The sequence below is a fragment of the Rhodococcus sp. Q genome (assembly GCF_005503035.1).
Taxonomy (GTDB): Bacteria; Actinomycetota; Actinomycetes; order Mycobacteriales; family Mycobacteriaceae; genus Rhodococcus_G.
On sequence record NZ_SCOY01000002.1, the window covers coordinates 156,401 to 173,243 of the forward strand.

Genomic DNA, 16,843 nt, shown 5'->3' on the forward strand with positions numbered 1-16,843 from the left:
CATGACCACCGAAACCGCCGTACCCGTCGCCGCCACGCCGCCACGGCGACGGATTCGCCTGAGCGGAATCGACCTCGCTCGCGGGCTGGCCGTGTTCGGCATGATCGCCGTGCACTCCCTCAACGACTACGACGAGGAGGGGCGCGCCACGCTGTCGTACACGGTGTCGGCCGGGCACGCCTCGGCGATGTTCGCGTTGCTGGCCGGTGTCGCGATCGCGTTCCTGTCCGGTCGGCGCCGACTCCCGCGCGGACGACAGTCCCTCGGGACCGCCGCCTCGCTCGCCGCCCGCGCGCTGATGCTCGCGGTGATCGGATTGTCGTTGGGATACACCGAGATCGACTACGGGGTGGTGATCCTGCCCTACTACGCCGTCATGTTCCTCCTCGCTGTCCCGCTGGTGTACCTGGGAACCCGCACGCTGGCCGTGCTGGCCCTCGTGTTCGCCGTGCTCACACCGGTACTCAGCCAACTCGTACGCCCCCACCTGCCGTCACCGTTCACCCGGCAGGTGTCCTGGGAGACGGTGCTGGTCGAACCGCTCCAGTCGCTTGCCAACCTGTGCTTCACCGGCGAATTCCCGGCCTTCGTGTGGATGACCTATGTGGTCGTGGGCATGGTGGTCGGCCGACTCGACCTCTCGTCGATTCGGGTCACCGCCTGGCTCGTCGGCGTCGGCGCGCTGCTCGTGTCGCTCTCGGCGACCGTGTCGTGGATGTTCCTGCACCCGTTCGAGGGGTTGAGCCGGATCGAGGCCGTCTCGGATCCCGACACAATCGAGGAGATCCTCACGTTCGGCTCGGACGGCACCGTTCCCACCGACACCTGGTGGTGGCTGGCCGTCAACGGCCCGCACACCGGAACTCCGCTGGACCTGGCGAACACTGTCGGCAGTTCGCTGCTCGTCCTCGGTCTCTGTCTGATGCTGTTCCAGATCACCTGGCCGGCCGTGGCCCGAACGGTGCGCGTCGTCACCGCACCCCTGGTCGCGGTGGGAACGATGTCGCTGACGGTCTACGTTGGCCACATCATGTTCATCAACTCCGACTTCGACCTGTACGGCCCGACCGAGGGGTATCTGCGGCAAGCGCTGGTGATCTGCACGTTGGCGCTCGCGTGGCGGGCGACCGCGGGACGCGGCCCGCTCGAGGGTCTGGTCACCTCCGTGACCAGCCGGGTCCGCCGGGTCGTCGAGTCCCGCGTCGCACGCACGCGACGCGCGTGAGGCCCCGAGTGCCGGTGACACGGCGCCGCTTCCTGATCGGCGCGGCGGGCCTCGGTCTGGCGGGTGCCGCGGCGGCACTGACGGTGCCAGGTCTGGTCGGCGATCCCGACGACCGACCGGTCGCGCTCGTCTACCGCGGACCCGCGACCTGCTCGGGGTGCGCGGAATCGGTGGCGGACCTGCTCGCGACCGCGCCGACTCCGCTGCGTCCGGTGTACTGCGGACCGGACGAGGACGTCGACGTCACTCCCGAATCGCTCGCCGGGGCCGCCGCGTACGCGCAGCCCGGCGGCGGGAGTCTCGCCCGGGGATGGCGGCACACGCGCCACTACGCACCCCAGCTACGTGACTTCGTCGCCGGCGGCGGCACCTACCTCGGATTCTGCCTCGGCGCGTACCTCGCGGGCGACGACCCCGGCTACCGTCTGTTCCCCGGTCGGGTACGGCAGTACATCGGCACCGACGACGCGACCATCCACGACACCGAGGACACCGTCGTCTCCGTCAGCTGGCGAGACCAGGAGCGGCACATGTACTTCCAGGACGGCACGGCGTTCGCCGTCCCCCACGACGACTGGGACGCGGTCGGTGCGACGGTGCTGGCGCGCTACCCCAACAGCGAGGTCGCAGCCGTCGTCACCCCGTACGGACGTGGGCGCGTCGGACTCGTCGGTCCACACCCGGAGGCCGACGAATCCTGGTACACCGGAACGGGTCTGACCAATCCCGACGGCATCCGATTCGACCTCGGCCACGATCTCGTCGCAACCGCCATGCAGCGCTGACCAGCAGGCCCCACGCTTCAGAAGCGCTGCACGTTGTGGATCGGCGGCAGTTCGGCGAGCTCGGTGAGACCGATCGGGACATCCTCGTCGTAGGCGTTGAACACCTGCCCGTCTCCCGCGTAGATGCCGACGTGATCGGCCGCGTCACGGAAGGTGATCACGTCCCCCGGCGCCATCTCCTCCACCGGGATGGGTTCACCGAACAACGCCTGGTCCTCACTCACCCTGGGCAGGACCACCCCGGCCTGCCCGAATGCCCACTGCACCAGGCCCGAACAGTCCCACTCGTCGGGGCCGGTTCCGCCCCAGCGGTACGGCTTGCCCTCCTGTGTGTAGGCGGCGGCCAGTGCCGCCAGCCCCGCCGGACTCGAGGCGGACGTGACGAGGACGTCGAGCTCGGCCTCCTCCGGCGGAGCCGACTCCTCGGTCATCTCCTGCGCGGACAGGCGGTCGATCTGGTCGGCGGTCGAGCGGGCCAGGATCGGTGGGACCACGACCGCACCGGTCACGGCCGCGAGCAGTCCGGCCGCAACCAGCACCGGCCGCAGGCGGATTCGGCCCGAGGACCTCTCGGTGGGCGACACCGTCCGACTCGCTTCCACTGTCGCCCTCCCCAGAGCTCTACTCGTCGAATGCCTCCAAGATCCGGTGTGCGGCGAGCGCCGCGGTCAGCGAACCGTCGCGGACCTGCTGCTCGACGTCACCGCGGATCGCCTTGACCGCCGGATCCGTGTCGAGGCGGCGCAGCAGCTGGTCGTGGACCATCGACCATGTCCAGTCGACCTGCTGCTGGTGGCGTTTGCGTTCGAGTTCGCCTGCGTCGCCGAGGACCTTGCGGTGCCGCAGCACCTCGTCCCAGAACTTGTCGACGCCGGTGTTCTCGAGCGCGCTCATCGTCAGCACCGGTGGCTTCCACAGCGCGTCGTGCGGGTAGATCAGCCGCAACGCGCCCGCGAGTTCCCGAGCCGCTGCCTTGGCCTCCCGCTCGTGCTTGCCGTCCGCCTTGTTGACGGTGACGATGTCCGCGAGTTCGAGCACACCCTTCTTGATGCCCTGCAACTGATCACCGGTGCGGGCCAGGGTCAGGAAGGTGAACGTGTCGACCATGTTCGCGACGGTCACCTCGGACTGCCCGACGCCGACCGTCTCGACCAGGATCACGTCGTACCCGGCGGCCTCGATCAGCACCATCGTCTCGCGGGTCGCCTTGGCGACGCCGCCGAGGGTGCCCGAGGTCGGGGACGGCCGGATGAACGCATTCGGCTCGACCGACAGGTTCTGCATGCGGGTCTTGTCGCCGAGGATCGAGCCGCCGGTCCGGGTGGACGACGGGTCGACCGCAAGCACGGCGACCTTGTGCCCCAACGAGATCAGATACATCCCGAGGGCTTCGATGGTCGTGGACTTGCCGACCCCGGGGACCCCGGTGATGCCGACGCGGATGGCACCACCGGCGTGCGGGAGCAGGCGTAGCAGCAGCTGCTGCGCCTGCTCCCGATGATCCGTCCGGGTCGACTCGACGAGGGTGATCGCCTTCGCGATCTCCCCCCGCCTGCCGGCGAGAACCGCATCCCCGAGAGCGGTCAGATCCAGTGGCGGACGACTAGTCGGCAGCAACCGAATCGTGTCCCAACTGATCTGCCAGCTTCGTCAGCAGTCCGACCGCCGCGTCCGCGAGGACCGTTCCGGGCGGGAAGATCGCCGCGGCGCCCGCCTCGTACAGCTCGTCGAAATCACCGGGCGGGATGACGCCGCCGACGACGACCATGATGTCGGGGCGACCGACCGACGCGAGGGCCTCCCGCAGCGCGGGCACCAGAGTGAGGTGACCGGCGGCGAGGGAGGACACGCCGACGATGTGCACGTCGGCGTCGGCCGCCTGCTGGGCGACCTCCTCCGGGGTCTGGAACAGCGGTCCCACGTCGACGTCGAATCCGATGTCCGCGAAGCCGGTGGAGATCACTTTCTGGCCGCGGTCGTGTCCGTCCTGGCCCATCTTCGCGACGAGGATGCGCGGGCGACGGCCCTCGGCCTCCGCGAACTTCTCGACGAGTTCGATTGCGCTGGAAATGTTCTCCGACTTTCCGGCCTCGTCCCGGTACACACCGCTGATGGTCCGGATCTCGGCCTGGTGACGCCCGTACACCTTCTCCAACGCATCGGAGATCTCTCCGCCGGTGGCCTTGGCGCGGGCCGCGTTCACGGCCAGGGCGAGCAGGTTGTTCTCCATGCCGCCCTCGGTGCTGGCGGCGGCGCGGGTCAGCTCGGCGAGCGCGGCCTGGGTGGCCGCCTCGTCGCGCTCGGCACGCAGCTGCTGCAACTTCGCGAGCTGCTCGGCACGCACCTTCGTGTTGTCGACCTTGAGCACCTCGATGCTGTCCGGCTCGTCCGGCACGTACTTGTTGACGCCGACCAGCGGCTGCCGTCCCGAGTCGATGCGGGCCTGGGTGCGGGCCGCGGCCTCCTCGATGCGAAGCTTCGGGATGCCCTCGGAGATGGCCTGCGCCATGCCGCCGGCCTCCTCGACCTCGGCGATGTGCGCCCGCGCCCGGTTGGCCAGCTCGTTGGTGAGCCACTCGACGTAGTGCGAGCCGCCCCACGGGTCGATCGGCCGGGTGGTGCCCGATTCCTGCTGCAGCAGCAGCTGGGTGTTGCGCGCGATGCGAGCCGAGAAGTCGGTCGGCAGCGCGATCGCCTCGTCGAGCGCGTTGGTGTGCAGCGACTGGGTGTGGCCCTGGGTCGCGGCCATCGCCTCGACGCAGGTCCGCGCGACGTTGTTGAAGACGTCCTGCGCGGTGAGCGACCAGCCGGAGGTCTGCGAGTGGGTGCGCAGCGACAGCGACTTGGAGTTCTTCGCCTCGAACTTCTCGACCAGCTCGGCCCACAGCAGACGCCCGGCGCGGAGCTTGGCGACCTCCATGAAGAAGTTCATGCCGATGGCCCAGAAGAACGACAGACGCGGCGCGAACTTGTCGATGTCCATGCCCGCGTCGAGACCGGCGCGGATGTACTCGATGCCGTCGGCGAGGGTGTACGCCAGCTCCAGGTCGGCCGTCGCGCCCGCCTCCTGGATGTGGTAGCCGGAGATGGAGATCGAGTTGAACTTCGGCATCTTCGCGCTGGTGTAGGCGAAGATGTCGGAGATGATCCGCATCGACGGCTTCGGCGGGTAGATGTAGGTGTTGCGGACCATGAACTCCTTCAGAATGTCGTTCTGAATGGTTCCGGCCAACTGCTCGGGCGCGACGCCCTGCTCCTCCGCGGCGACGACGTACAGCGCCAGGATCGGCAGCACGGCGCCGTTCATGGTCATCGACACCGACACCTGCGACAGGTCGATGCCGTCGAACAGCTGGCGCATGTCGAGGATCGAGTCGATCGCGACACCGGCCATGCCGACGTCACCCTGCACGCGCGGGTGGTCCGAGTCGTAGCCGCGGTGCGTCGCGAGGTCGAACGCGACCGACAGACCCTTCTGACCGGACGCGAGGTTGCGGCGGTAGAAGGCGTTGGACTCGGCGGCGGTGGAGAAGCCGGCGTACTGCCGGATGGTCCACGGCTGGTTGACGTACATCGTCGGGTACGGGCCGCGCAGGAACGGCGCGGCACCGGGGAAGCTGTCGAGCGGGTAGCCCGATGCCTCGGCGGCGTCGCGGTCCGCCTTGGTGTACACCGGCTTGACGTCGATGCCCTCGGGCGTCGACCAGACGACGTCCTCGGCTGCGTAGTTGTTCGCCTTGGCGGCGTCCTCGATGTGTGCGGCGGTCTCGGCCTCGGTCGGCGCGGCGGGTGCCGGGAAGTCCGGGTCGGTCAGCGGCACGTCGGCGAAGCTGCCGATGTCGTGCGTGATGCTCATTTCGCTCCCAGGGTGTCGAGCAGACCGGTCAGCGCCGACACTGCGTCAATACGAGCGGTCAGGAAGCCGTCCGGCCGATCCGCGCCCTGCGCGTCGGCGAACGTCTTCTCCGGTCCCGCGAGGAGGACGGTCTCGATGCCTGCGGCGCGCAGTGCGTCGACCGCGGGGACGCCGTCGGTGCCGTACCGCTTGTCGGTGCCGCACAGGACCGCGATGGTGGTCTCCGACTCCTTGACGATCCCGGCGACGGTGGCCAGGTCGAGGGTGCCGGGGTTGACCGCTTCGATGCCGCCGGAGGCGAGCAGGTTCGCGGCGAAGGTGGTGCGTCCGTTGTGCTCGGCGACCGGGCCGAGCGCCGCGAGCAGCACCTTGGGCCGGTGGCCGCGCTCGGCGAGGAAACGGTCCGACCGGTCGCGCAGCGCCTCGAACGCAGCGCCGTAGCGGGCGACACCGGCGAGCGGCGAATCGCCCTCCGCGATCGGGGTCTCGCCGAGGTTGGGGAACTCGTTGACACCGGTGACCGCGGTCCTGCGGTGAGCGATGTCGGAGTCACGCTTGTCGCGGGTGGCGGCGATGCGCTCGGCGATCACGCCGGCGTCGAGGGCTGCGGCGTATCCGCCTGCGGCCTCGATCTGCTGCACGAACTCCCACGCCTTCGCAGCGATCTGCGAGGTCAGGTCCTCGACGTACCAGGAGCCCGCACCCGGATCGAGCACGCGCCCGAGGTTCGACTCCTCGAGCAGCAGCAGCTGGGTGTTGCGGGCGATGCGGGCCGCGAACGACTTCGACGTCTCCACGCTGCCCTCGGGCAGCGCGGCGTCGAACGGCAGGACCGTCACCGAATCCGCGCCGCCGACTCCGGCGCCGAACGCCGCGAGGGTGGTGCGGAGCATGTTCACCCACGGATCGCGCTGCGCCATCATCGCGGCGGAGGTGACCGCATGCTGCGGTGCGCCGCCGAACTCGCTCGCGCCGCACACCTGCGCGACGCGTGCCCACAGCTGCCTGCCTGCGCGAAGCTTGGCGATCGTCTGGAACTGGTCGTCGGTCGCCGCGAAGCGGAACTCGACCTGCCCCAGTGCCTTCGAGATCGTCAGACCCGAATCGGTGAGAGCGCGAAGGTATTCCAGGCCCGCGGCGACGGCGGCACCGAGCTCCTCGGCATCCGACGCACCCGCATTGTGGAATGCGGTGCCGTCGACGGTGATTGCGCGAACCGTCTCGGCGCGGTCGGCCGCTGCCCCGGCGAGCGCGACGGTGGCGGCCAGGTCGACCCCGTCCGCACCCGAGTAGCGATCGGTGAGCGCGGACGCGCCGAGCGCGACGGTGATCGCGGCTCGGTCGGTGACGCCGTCACCGGCCGCGGCACGCGCGTCGATCAGCGCGTAGAGGTTCTCGGCCGCCGCGGCGGTGGCCGCTCCGGCGTCGAGGGTCAGCGGCGCGAGGTCGAGCAGGACACCGCCGAGCGCGACATCGAGAGCGTCGGCGGACAGCCCGTTGCCGCCGACGTTCAACCAGATGGCGCTGACGCCGTTCTCGAGCCCGTCGAGGACGGCCTCGTTGATCTTCTTCGCGTCGCTCTCGTCGGCGCCGAACGCGGCGCTGACCTTCCATCCGCTGTTGACGTCGCGGTGCGCGTCGCGTCCGCGGACGAACGGGAACACGCCCGGCAGCGGAGCCTCGGCGGTTTCCTCCCTGCGGGTGTACAGCGGGGTGACGGTGACGCCGTCGTAGGTGACGGTGTCGAGGAGGTGCTCCGGATCTGCGGGCAGCTCGGACACGTCGACCTTGCGGGCCTTCGCGAGCACCGCAGCCACCGCCTGCTGCCACGCCGCGTGGTCGCGGGCGGCCTCCTCGGTCTGTGAAGCGGGTGACACTGGCACGGTGTCTGCTTCCTCTCGGTTTTCGGACATGGTCATTGTGCGTGTGATGCTAACCCCGCCCCGGCGAGCACGATCCGCTGGCTCAATCTAACGTTCGGTAACCTCACGGCATGAGCATCGCCACCGAGCTGGGCCGCACCCCCCAATCGCTGTTCGGGGTGAGCCGGGCGGTCCGCGACGGCGACGTCAATCGCATGACGATGACCCTCGGCGACGGGCCCGCGGCCACCGCAGCTCTCGGCGTCCTCGTCGACGACATCCTCGGGTTCACCCTCTTTCACCGCCGCGGCGAGCGAGACGGCCTGGTCAGCGCCACACTGTCCGTCGATTTCGTACGGCCGACCGGGTGGCAGGGCCCCTATCTGACCGCGGAGGGCGCGGTCGAGGTGCTCGACCGTGACGGCGGCCTGGCATCCGCCCGGATCGTCGACTCCGCGGGCGCCCTCGTCGCGAGGGGAACACTGTGGGGCTCGTTCGTGGACGGGGTCACACAGTCCCGCCCCATTGCGACGGAGATCACACCTGCGCCCCTCTCCGCCGGAGCGTCGGACCCGACCGACGCACTGGGCGGGACCGTCGAGAGCACCGACAGCGGCGCGCGCCTGACCGTTCCCCCCAACCAGGATCTGGTCAACGCCATCGGCATGATGCACGGCGGCGTCCTGACGTGTGCGCACGACGTCGCCGCCACCGCGGCGGCGGGCGGTTCCATGCGCGCCGCGTCGATGAAGGTGAATTTCTTCCGGCCGGTTCCCGTCGACGCGACGACCGTCTTCGATGCCACGGTGGTCCGCGACGGGCGCCGGGTGTGCATGGTCCGGGTCGTCGCGCTCGACGCTGCGGGCCGCGAATGCTCGACGGCCGCCGTGACGTTGCGGCGCGACCCCGACGCCTCCCCGGCGTGCTGAACTCCGGCGTGCTGAACTCCGCCGTCCGACTGCTGCGTAACCCCAAGGTGCTGCTGCTCGCGGTGCTGCTGCTCGCGCTCGGCGCGGCGGCACTGTTCGTCCCTCTGCCGACGGTCGACCAGCTGCGGGAGTGGTCGGACTCGCTCGGACCGGCGTTCCCGGTGACGTTCTTCGTCGTGCACGCGATCGTGACGGTCGCTCCGGTACCTCGGACGGTCTTCACCCTCGCGGCGGGACTTCTGTTCGGATCGGTGGCGGGCATCGCCCTGGCCGCGGGCGCGACGACGGTCAGCGCCGCGATCGCACTGCTCCTGGTCAGAGCCGTGGGCCGGGACGTGGTCGCGGCGCATCTGACGCATCCTGCGGTGCAGAAGATCGACGACAGGCTGGCCCGCCGCGGCTGGCTGGCCGTCGGATCGTTGCGGCTGATCGCGCCGGTGCCGTTTTCGATCACGAACTACTGCGCCGCGCTGTCGTCGATCCGGTTCTGGCCCTTCATCCTGGCGACGATGGTCGGCATCGTCCCCGGGACGATCGGCGTGGTGGTGCTCGGCGACGCGATCGGCGGCGACACGTCTCCCGCGCTCCTCGCGGTGTCGGCGGCGTGCCTGCTGCTCGGCGTGGTCGGGCTCGTCGTGGACGCTCGGCTCGGGGTCCCCGCGGCACCGGAGCTGACTCTCGACGAGGCGCGTACCGCGTCAGGCCTTCACACTGGACACAGTGACATCAAGTCCTAAACCTTGACTGGACAGTATCCAGGTTTTAGCCTTGACCGATGTTCGTGCTGACGATCGACCAGCGTCGCAGCCGCCGCGACGTCGACCGCATCCCGGATCTGCTGGCCCACTACGCCGACCGGCCACTGCTCCGCCCATTCGAACGCACCGCCGGCGACGAGGCCCAGGCGGTCACCGACGACGCGGAACTCGTGGTCGACATCGCACTCGACGCCGCTGCCGCCGGCCACTGGAGCGTCGGCATCGGCATCGGCCCGGTCGAACAGCCACTCCCCGAGAGCACCCGCGCCGGCCGCGGACCCGCCTTCGAAGCGGCCCGCCGTGCCGTCGAACGCGCCAAGAACATTCCGGGAGCCATCGCCGTCGACGGATCCCCCGGCGCCGAAGCCGCCCTCATGCTCCTGTCCGCGACCATCACCCGCCGCTCCGATGCCGGACGAGCGGCCGTCGACGCGATGCGGACCGGCATGACGCAGTCCGACGCGGCCGCCCACCTGGGAATCAGCAAACAGGCCATGTCGCAACGACTGTCGGTGGCAGGCTGGCAGGCCGAGGAAGCGGGCCGCCCGCTCGCCGCGCAACTGCTGGAGGCAGCCGACCGATGACAGCACTGGCATTGATCCTGCTCGCCGTCGCGGCGATCGCACCGCTCGTCCTGTCCGCCAAACGGATCCCCACCTGGATCGCACCCGTCGTGACCACGCTCGCACTCGGAGGCAGCGCCCTCGCCGCGACGGCAACACGCCCCGTCACCGGCTTCGCCCTCGGTGCGACCCTCGTCATCGCGGTGGCGGCCGCCGCGACCGGCGGCGCTCCCGTGGTGCTCGCGGCCTTCCGGATCGCGCGCCGCCGTTCCGAGTCCGGTGCCCGCCCGGACGAGGGGCCGCTGCGCGGTGGGCGCACCATCGGCGTCCTCGAACGCGTCGCGGTCGCCGTCGCGATCCTCGCCGGGTGGCCGGAGGGTCTGGCGATCGTCCTCGCGGTCAAGGGACTGGCCCGCTATCCCGAACTACGTGAGCCGCACGCGTCGGAACAATTCATCATCGGCACCTTCACCTCGGTGCTGTGGGCGGTCGCCGTGACCGGTGTCGCGCAGGCCCTCATCACCTGATTCGTTCGCCCACCCGTCACCTCCAACGGCGCAGTCACCAACAGTGCACTTCCGAGCGATGTTCTTCCCAACGAGGCCCGGACCGACGTACCCTGACCAAGGGCCGTGATCCGTTCGGAGAGCAGGCGATACGCATGTCGGATGCGCACACCGGGGGCTCGGTTCGACCTGTGATCGATCTGCGACGGCATCACGCCGTCGCTCTCGACCTCGACCTCGCGATCGATTCCGTCGACGGGGCGCGCTGCGTGGAATCAACCGTTGCCCTGATCGACCGGTTCCAGCGCTCCGGTGTCCCGTGCGCCGTGATTGCGAGCGACGGTGCCGCAGGCGGTCCCGAGGCAGCGGAGGTCACGCGCCGGATTCCGGTCCGGGTGGTCGAGGCGGCACCGGAGGACACCGTGACCCGCCTCGGCGCTTCCACCGTGGACGCGGTCCTCGTCGCCACCGCCCCGGATGTCATCGCACAGGCACGCCGCAGCGGTTTCGCACTGGTGATCGGCGTCGACCGCGACCCGCGCCGCGTGGACGAGCTACTGCGCCGGGGCGCCCACGTGGTGGTCGCGGATGCCTCGGACGTCGAACTCCGCGCCGGTGACCGCCGCCTTTCCGACATTCCGCCTGCCCTGACGGACCGCCACGAGCTCGCGGCACCGCTGTGTGTCCGCCGGCCCGTGGTCTTCCTCGACTTCGACGGCACACTGGCCGATATCGTGCCCGACCCGGCGGCGGCCGTGCTCGTCGACGGCGCCGCCGCCGCTCTGACTCGGCTGGCGGCCCAGTGCCCCGTCGCGGTGATCAGTGGTCGCGATCTCGCCGATATCCGGGCCCGGGTGGGTGTTCCCGGCATCTGGTACGGGGGAAGCCACGGCCTCGACCTCCTCGGCCCCACCGGCGAGAGGTACGAGAATCCGGTCGCGCTGGCCGCCACGCCCGCGCTCGAGCGGGTCACGCGGGTGCTCGAGGAAAGTCTCCGTCACGTCCCGGGGGCGCTGGTGGAACCCAAGCGGTTCACCGTCGCCGTCCACTACCGGAACGTGCCCGCCGATCGTGTCGACGAGGTCACGAGCGCAGTGCACGAAGTCGGTGCAGGCGAGGACGCACTCCGGATCACACTCGGCCGCAAGGTGATCGAACTGCGTCCCGATGTCAACTGGGACAAAGGCCGGGCTCTGCAGTGGATCCTCGATCGCATCAACGCTTCGAGCGAGGGCACCGACCCCCTCTGCCCACCGGTCGACGTCGACGCGCTCCTCCCGATCCATGTCGGTGACGATCTCACCGACGAGGACGCGTTCGATTCACTGCCCGCCAAGGGCGTCGGCATCGTGGTGCGCAGCGCGGAGGCCGCAAATCGGCGGTCGGCTGCGCTGTTCGCCGTCGATGGCCCGGACCAGGTGCGCGAACTGCTGCACCGGCTCGCCGGCAACGTGGAACGGGACTCGCCGACCTCATCCCGGGACGGGGGCTGGATCCTGCACTTCGACGGCTACGTTCCGGAAGCCGAGAAATTGCGCGAAGCACTGTGCACGGTGGGCAACGGCTACTTCGCAACCCGCGGTTGCGCACCCGAGGCGACAGCGGGTCCCACCCACTATCCGGGCACCTACGTGGCCGGACTCTTCAACCGCCTGCGCGACGAACGGCAGGGCGTCCTCATCTCCAACGAGAGCATGGTCAACGTACCGAACTGGTTGCCGCTCACCTTCCGCATCGACGGCGGGCCCTGGTTCGACGTCGACGAGGTCGAACTGCTCGAGCACCACCAGAATCTCAACCTGCGCCGGGCGGTTCTCACCCGACGACTCCGATTCCGCGATGCCGAGGGACGGACGACCGCGGTCCTCCAGCGACGGTTCGTCGCGATGCATCGCCCCCACGTCTGCGCGCTGCAGACCACCGTCGTGGCCGAGGACTGGTCGGGAACCATCGAATTCCGCTCAGCGGTGGACGGATCGGTGCGTAATACCCTCGTCGACCGATACCGAGACCTGGCCTCCGATCACCTGAGCCGCGTACAGGCGACCGAACTGCCGCCGGACTCGGTCCTGCTGACAGTCGAGACCAACCAGTCCCGCGTACCGATCGCGCTCGCGGCGCGGACCGTGATTCTCCGTGACGGTGGGCCGTGCGAGTCCCGGCGCCGATGGTTCGACACCGACGGCGTCGCCGGCCACGACATCTCGCTCGAACTCGAGGCCGGTCGATCCGTCACGGTGGACAAGACGGCAACCCTGTTCACCGGGCGCGACCACGCAGTGTCCGATCCCGACGACGAGGCGCAACGCCTGCTGTCAGGGGTGGAGGGGTTCGAGGAGCTCCTGGCAGGTCACGCCCTGGCGTGGGAGCACCTGTGGGACAGGATCGGCATCGACATCGCCAGCCGACCGGAGGCGTCGCGACTCCTCCGGTTCCACCTCGTGCACCTGGTGCAGACCGTCTCCCGGAACACTGCCGACCTGGACGCGGGTATCCCGGCCCGCGGATTGCACGGGGAGGCATATCGGGGCCACATCTTCTGGGACGAGCTGTTCGTGTTCCCGGTATTGACGCTGCGGGCGCCGGAGCTGACCCGATCACTGCTGCGCTACCGGTATCGCCGACTGCCCGAGGCCCGTCGCGCGGCGCGCGCCGCCGGGCACCGGGGCGCGATGTTCCCGTGGCAGTCGGGCAGCGACGGCCGGGAGGAGAGCCAGCAACTGCACCTGAATCCCAGCTCGGGGCGGTGGCTTCCGGACGCGAGTTGGCGACAGCACCACATCGGAATCGCGGTCGCGTACAACGTGTGGCAGTACTACCAGATGACCGACGACCTCGAGTTCCTCGCCAACTACGGCGCCGAGATGTTGCTCCAGATCGCCCGGTTCTTCGCCAGCCTCGCGTCCTTCGACCGGTCGCGGTCCCGGTTCGTCATCCGCGCAGTGATGGGCCCGGACGAGTTCCATTCCGGCTATCCGGAGGCGCCGTACGACGGAGTCGACAACAACGCATACACCAATGTCATGGCGGTATGGGTGATTCTGCGTGCCCTCGATTCACTCGATGCCGTCGCCGATCCTCGTCGCACCGAACTTCTCGACAGCCTGCACCTGAACGCGCCGGAGCTGGCCCGGTGGGAGGCGATCTCCCGGTCCATGTTCGTACCGTTCCACGATCGAGTGATCAGCCAGTTCGAAGGCTACGGCGATCTGCTCGAACTCGACTGGGACGGCTACCGGCAGCGTTACGGAGACATGCGACGACTCGACCGCATCCTCGAGGCCGAGGGCGACGACGTCAACCGCTACCGCGCGTCCAAACAGGCGGACGTGTTGATGCTGTTCTACCTCCTTTCAGCCGACGAACTGCGAGATCTGTTCGGGCGGCTCGGATATCGGCTCGGCCCCGACGACATCGCGCGCACCGTCGAGTACTACGTCGCCCGGACCTCACATGGTTCGACCCTGAGTGCGGTGGTACTTTCCTGGGTCCTGGCCCGCCTCAACCGCGACCAGGCGCTGGAGTACTTCGAGAGCGTCCTCGCATCCGACATCAGCGACATCCAGGGCGGCACGACGGCCGAGGGTATCCATCTCGCGGCGATGGCGGGCAGTGTCGATCTGCTGCAGCGCTGCTTCACCGGACTCGAAACCCGTGGCGACATGCTGGTTTTCGCACCCTACTGGCCGGAGAACCTCGGCGATCTGGAGTTTCCGATCAAGTATCGGGGGCACCAGCTGTGGCTCACCGTGAGCGGACGCAAGGTCACTGTGCAGTCCGGGGCCGGCCATCAACGACCGATCACGATCATGTGTCACGGCCAGGTGAGAGAGTTGCGGCCCGGCGAGACGGTCACCCTGGACTGACTCACCCGCCCTGGGTGCGATCCGGACCACGCCTGCGCTCAACCCCGGACTGGGTGGACCAGGTCAGCGCCACGACGTCCGGTACCACCACGTCTGCGCCGCTTCGCTCGAGAGCCGAGGCGTGCCCGGCGGTCGCGATCCCCACGACCTGGCCGAACCCACCATTCGTCGCGGCCGCGACACCGGATTCGGCGTCCTCGACCACGACCGCGTCGGCCGGATCGAGCCGCAGCCGTCGGGCGGCCTCGAGGAACAGCGCCGGATCCGGTTTCCCCGGCAGACCGAGGCGGTCGGCGTCGATGCCGTCGACGCGCACGTCGACGGCGACTCCGGCCCGGCTGAGCACAGTCGCGGCGTTGCGGCTCGCGCTGACCACTGCGACCGGCACCCCGGCGGACCGGAGTCGCCGGATGAGGTCAACGGTGGGCGCGATCGGGTGCGGCCCCTCCGCGTCGAGGAATTCGTGGAACAACCGGTCCTTCCGCTCCGCGAGCGCGGCCACACTCTCGGCGGCCGGTTCGTCTTCCGCAGTCGTTTCCGGCAGGGTGATCGACCGGGAGTCGAGGAAGGACCGGACCCCGTCCGCGCGATTCTTCCCGTCCACGTAGGTCAGGTAGTCCTGTTCACCGAACTCCGGCTGCTCCGGGTGGTGTCGGGCCAGGAACTCGTCGAAGACCGCGGCCCAGGCCCGCCGGTGCACCGCCGCTGTATCGGTGATCACTCCGTCCAGGTCGAAGATCACCGCCGAGAACTCCCGACCGCGCAGGATCACTCCGGGGCCTCGCCCCGGCTCGCCTTCGACCGGTGGTGTCACGACAGGACCTCCGACTTCCGAACAACCCTAGAGTTGCTCGCCCTCAGGCTGCTCCTGCGACGGCAACGCGTGCTGCCCCGGGGCCGTCGGCAGCTCGTGCTCGGACAGCACCGACGACGCCACAGGCTTGTTCGCGACCGCTTCCGCAGCGGCAACAGCCTTCGCGACCGCCGGGTCGGACTTGACCTCGAACCAGTCGGCCACCTCCTCGGAGTCGTCGACCGGCCCCGAAGCGGCCTCCTCGCTGCTCGGCTCGTAGCGGAACACCCCGTCGTCACCCGGCGCACCGAGCGTCTTCGCGAAGCCCTTGAGCGCGTCACCGAAGTCGCTGGGCACCAGCCACACCTTGTTCGCGTCGCCCTGCGCCATCTGCGGCAGCGTCTGAAGGTATTGGTATGCAAGCAGTTCCGGCGTCGGCTTCCCGGCCTTGATGGCGGCGAACACCTTCTCGATGGCCTTGGCCTGCCCCTGCGCCTGCAGGTACTTCGCGGCCCGCTCACCCTGCGCGCGCAGGATTCGCGACTGCCGCTCACCTTCGGCGTCGAGGATGGCGGCCTGCTTGGCGCCCTCGGCCGCGAGGATCTGACTCTGCTTGGCGCCCTCGGCGGTCTTGATCGCGGACTCGCGGGTGCCCTCGGCGGTGAGGATCATCGCGCGCTTCTCGCGGTCCGCCTTCATCTGCTTCTCCATCGACTCCTGGATCGACGGCGGCGGATCGATGCTCTTGAGCTCGACGCGGGCGACACGCAGACCCCATCGCCCGGTCGCCTCGTCGAGGACGCCGCGCAGTTGCCCGTTGATCGAGTCGCGAGAGGTCAGCGTCTCCTCCAGCGTCATGCCGCCGACCACGTTGCGCAGCGTGGTGGTGGTCAACTGCTCGACGCCGACGATGTAGTTGTTGATCTCGTACACCGCGGCCTGCGGGTTCGTCACCTGGAAGTAGACGACGGTGTCGATGTTCAGCGTCAGGTTGTCCTGGGTGATCACCGGCTGCGGCGGGAACGAGACGACCCGCTCACGCAGGTCCACCTTGGCGCGAATCTTGTCGACGAACGGCACCAGCAGCGTCAGCTGTCCCGACACGGTGCGCTGGTAGCGACCGAGTCGTTCGATCACAGCGGCCTCGGCCTGCGGGACCAACGCGACGGACTTCGCCACGACGATCACCACGAGTACGACGATCACCGCCAGCACGATCAGTGCGGCCATGTGTTCATTCCCCCTTGGGTTCTACGGACCCCGCCACACGACGGCGGTCGCGCCGTCGATCTCCATCACGGTGACGGTGGTTCCCTGCGGATAGACCTCGGTGTGGTCGAGCGGACGGGCGGTCCAGACCTCACCGGCGAGCTTGACCTGACCCTGATGCTCGGAAACCTCTTCGAGCACGAGCGCGTGTTTGCCGGGCAGCGCGGCAGTGTTCGTCGGGAGCACGGGCGGCTGGGCGTAGCGACGCAGCAGCGCGGGCCGGACGCCGACGATCAGCGCCGCGGACACCAGCGCGAAGACCAGCGCATCGACCCAGACCGGCAGATCCGTCAGCGCGCTGAAACCGGCGGCCGACAGGGCGCCTCCCGCGAGCATGAGCAGGAAGAAGTCACCCGTGGCCGCCTCCGCCGCCGCGAGCAGTACGCCGCCCACCAACCAGATCACCGCTGCCACATCACCCACTCTAGCCA

General features: G+C 69.3%; 14 protein-coding genes. 7 read left to right on the forward strand and 7 right to left on the reverse strand.

Going from position 1 to position 16,843, the window contains the following annotated elements; translation table 11 throughout:
• The first annotated feature begins 1 nt into the window (after position 1).
• Both FFS72_RS03005 and FFS72_RS03010 read left to right on the forward strand, forming a co-directional pair.
• Entirely contained in the window at positions 2-1,225 is a 1,224-nt protein-coding gene (locus FFS72_RS03005) for a heparan-alpha-glucosaminide N-acetyltransferase domain-containing protein (protein WP_137872552.1), read from the forward strand.
• A gap of 14 nt (positions 1,226-1,239) precedes the next feature.
• On the forward strand, positions 1,240-2,010 hold the full coding sequence (locus FFS72_RS03010; protein ID WP_249353088.1) for a BPL-N domain-containing protein: 771 nt from the start codon (positions 1,240-1,242) through the stop codon (positions 2,008-2,010).
• Between the two features lie 17 nt (positions 2,011-2,027).
• Here the strand turns inward: FFS72_RS03010 and FFS72_RS03015 are convergent, their stop codons facing one another.
• The 4 genes from FFS72_RS03015 to mutA are packed head-to-tail and all read right to left on the reverse strand — an operon-like array spanning position 2,028 to position 7,743.
• Complete coding sequence (locus tag FFS72_RS03015) at positions 2,028-2,612, reverse strand: C40 family peptidase (protein WP_249353089.1); 585 nt, start codon at positions 2,610-2,612, stop codon at positions 2,028-2,030.
• A 19-nt stretch (positions 2,613-2,631) separates the two neighbouring features.
• The gene (meaB, locus tag FFS72_RS03020) at positions 2,632-3,627 is read right to left on the reverse strand and encodes a methylmalonyl Co-A mutase-associated GTPase MeaB (RefSeq protein ID WP_171018539.1); all 996 of its coding nucleotides are present in this window, start codon (positions 3,625-3,627) and stop codon (positions 2,632-2,634) included.
• Positions 3,614-5,866, reverse strand: coding sequence for a methylmalonyl-CoA mutase (gene scpA, locus FFS72_RS03025; protein ID WP_137872554.1), 2,253 nt, complete (start codon positions 5,864-5,866; stop codon positions 3,614-3,616). The genes meaB and scpA overlap by 14 nt, the downstream gene beginning before the upstream one ends.
• Positions 5,863-7,743, reverse strand: a complete 1,881-nt coding sequence (gene mutA / locus FFS72_RS03030) for a methylmalonyl-CoA mutase small subunit (RefSeq protein WP_137872555.1) — start codon at positions 7,741-7,743, stop codon at positions 5,863-5,865. Before mutA ends, scpA begins: the two co-directional genes overlap by 4 nt.
• A gap of 116 nt (positions 7,744-7,859) precedes the next feature.
• Between mutA and FFS72_RS03035 the strand changes: the two genes are divergently transcribed.
• From FFS72_RS03035 to otsB, 5 genes are all read left to right on the forward strand, one after another.
• Entirely contained in the window at positions 7,860-8,657 is a 798-nt protein-coding gene (locus tag FFS72_RS03035; RefSeq protein ID WP_137872556.1) for a PaaI family thioesterase, read from the forward strand.
• The gene (locus FFS72_RS03040) at positions 8,651-9,394 is read left to right on the forward strand and encodes a TVP38/TMEM64 family protein (RefSeq protein ID WP_137872557.1); all 744 of its coding nucleotides are present in this window, start codon (positions 8,651-8,653) and stop codon (positions 9,392-9,394) included. The genes FFS72_RS03035 and FFS72_RS03040 overlap by 7 nt, the downstream gene beginning before the upstream one ends.
• 38 nt (positions 9,395-9,432) lie before the next feature.
• On the forward strand, positions 9,433-9,999 hold the full coding sequence (locus tag FFS72_RS03045; RefSeq protein WP_137872558.1) for a hypothetical protein: 567 nt from the start codon (positions 9,433-9,435) through the stop codon (positions 9,997-9,999).
• Positions 9,996-10,505, forward strand: coding sequence for a hypothetical protein (locus tag FFS72_RS03050; protein WP_137872559.1), 510 nt, complete (start codon positions 9,996-9,998; stop codon positions 10,503-10,505). Before FFS72_RS03045 ends, FFS72_RS03050 begins: the two co-directional genes overlap by 4 nt.
• A gap of 134 nt (positions 10,506-10,639) precedes the next feature.
• Positions 10,640-14,350, forward strand: coding sequence for a trehalose-phosphatase (gene otsB / locus FFS72_RS03055; protein WP_137872560.1), 3,711 nt, complete (start codon positions 10,640-10,642; stop codon positions 14,348-14,350).
• A 1-nt stretch (position 14,351) separates the two neighbouring features.
• On the opposite strand, the gene FFS72_RS03060 is transcribed toward otsB, so the two are convergent.
• The 3 genes from FFS72_RS03060 to FFS72_RS03070 are packed head-to-tail and all read right to left on the reverse strand — an operon-like array spanning position 14,352 to position 16,826.
• The gene (locus tag FFS72_RS03060) at positions 14,352-15,164 is read right to left on the reverse strand and encodes an HAD family hydrolase (protein ID WP_249353090.1); all 813 of its coding nucleotides are present in this window, start codon (positions 15,162-15,164) and stop codon (positions 14,352-14,354) included.
• 27 nt (positions 15,165-15,191) lie between these two features.
• Complete coding sequence (locus FFS72_RS03065; protein ID WP_171018540.1) at positions 15,192-16,373, reverse strand: SPFH domain-containing protein; 1,182 nt, start codon at positions 16,371-16,373, stop codon at positions 15,192-15,194.
• A 21-nt stretch (positions 16,374-16,394) separates the two neighbouring features.
• Positions 16,395-16,826, reverse strand: a complete 432-nt coding sequence (locus tag FFS72_RS03070) for an NfeD family protein (protein ID WP_050064250.1) — start codon at positions 16,824-16,826, stop codon at positions 16,395-16,397.
• Positions 16,827-16,843 lie beyond the last annotated feature (17 nt).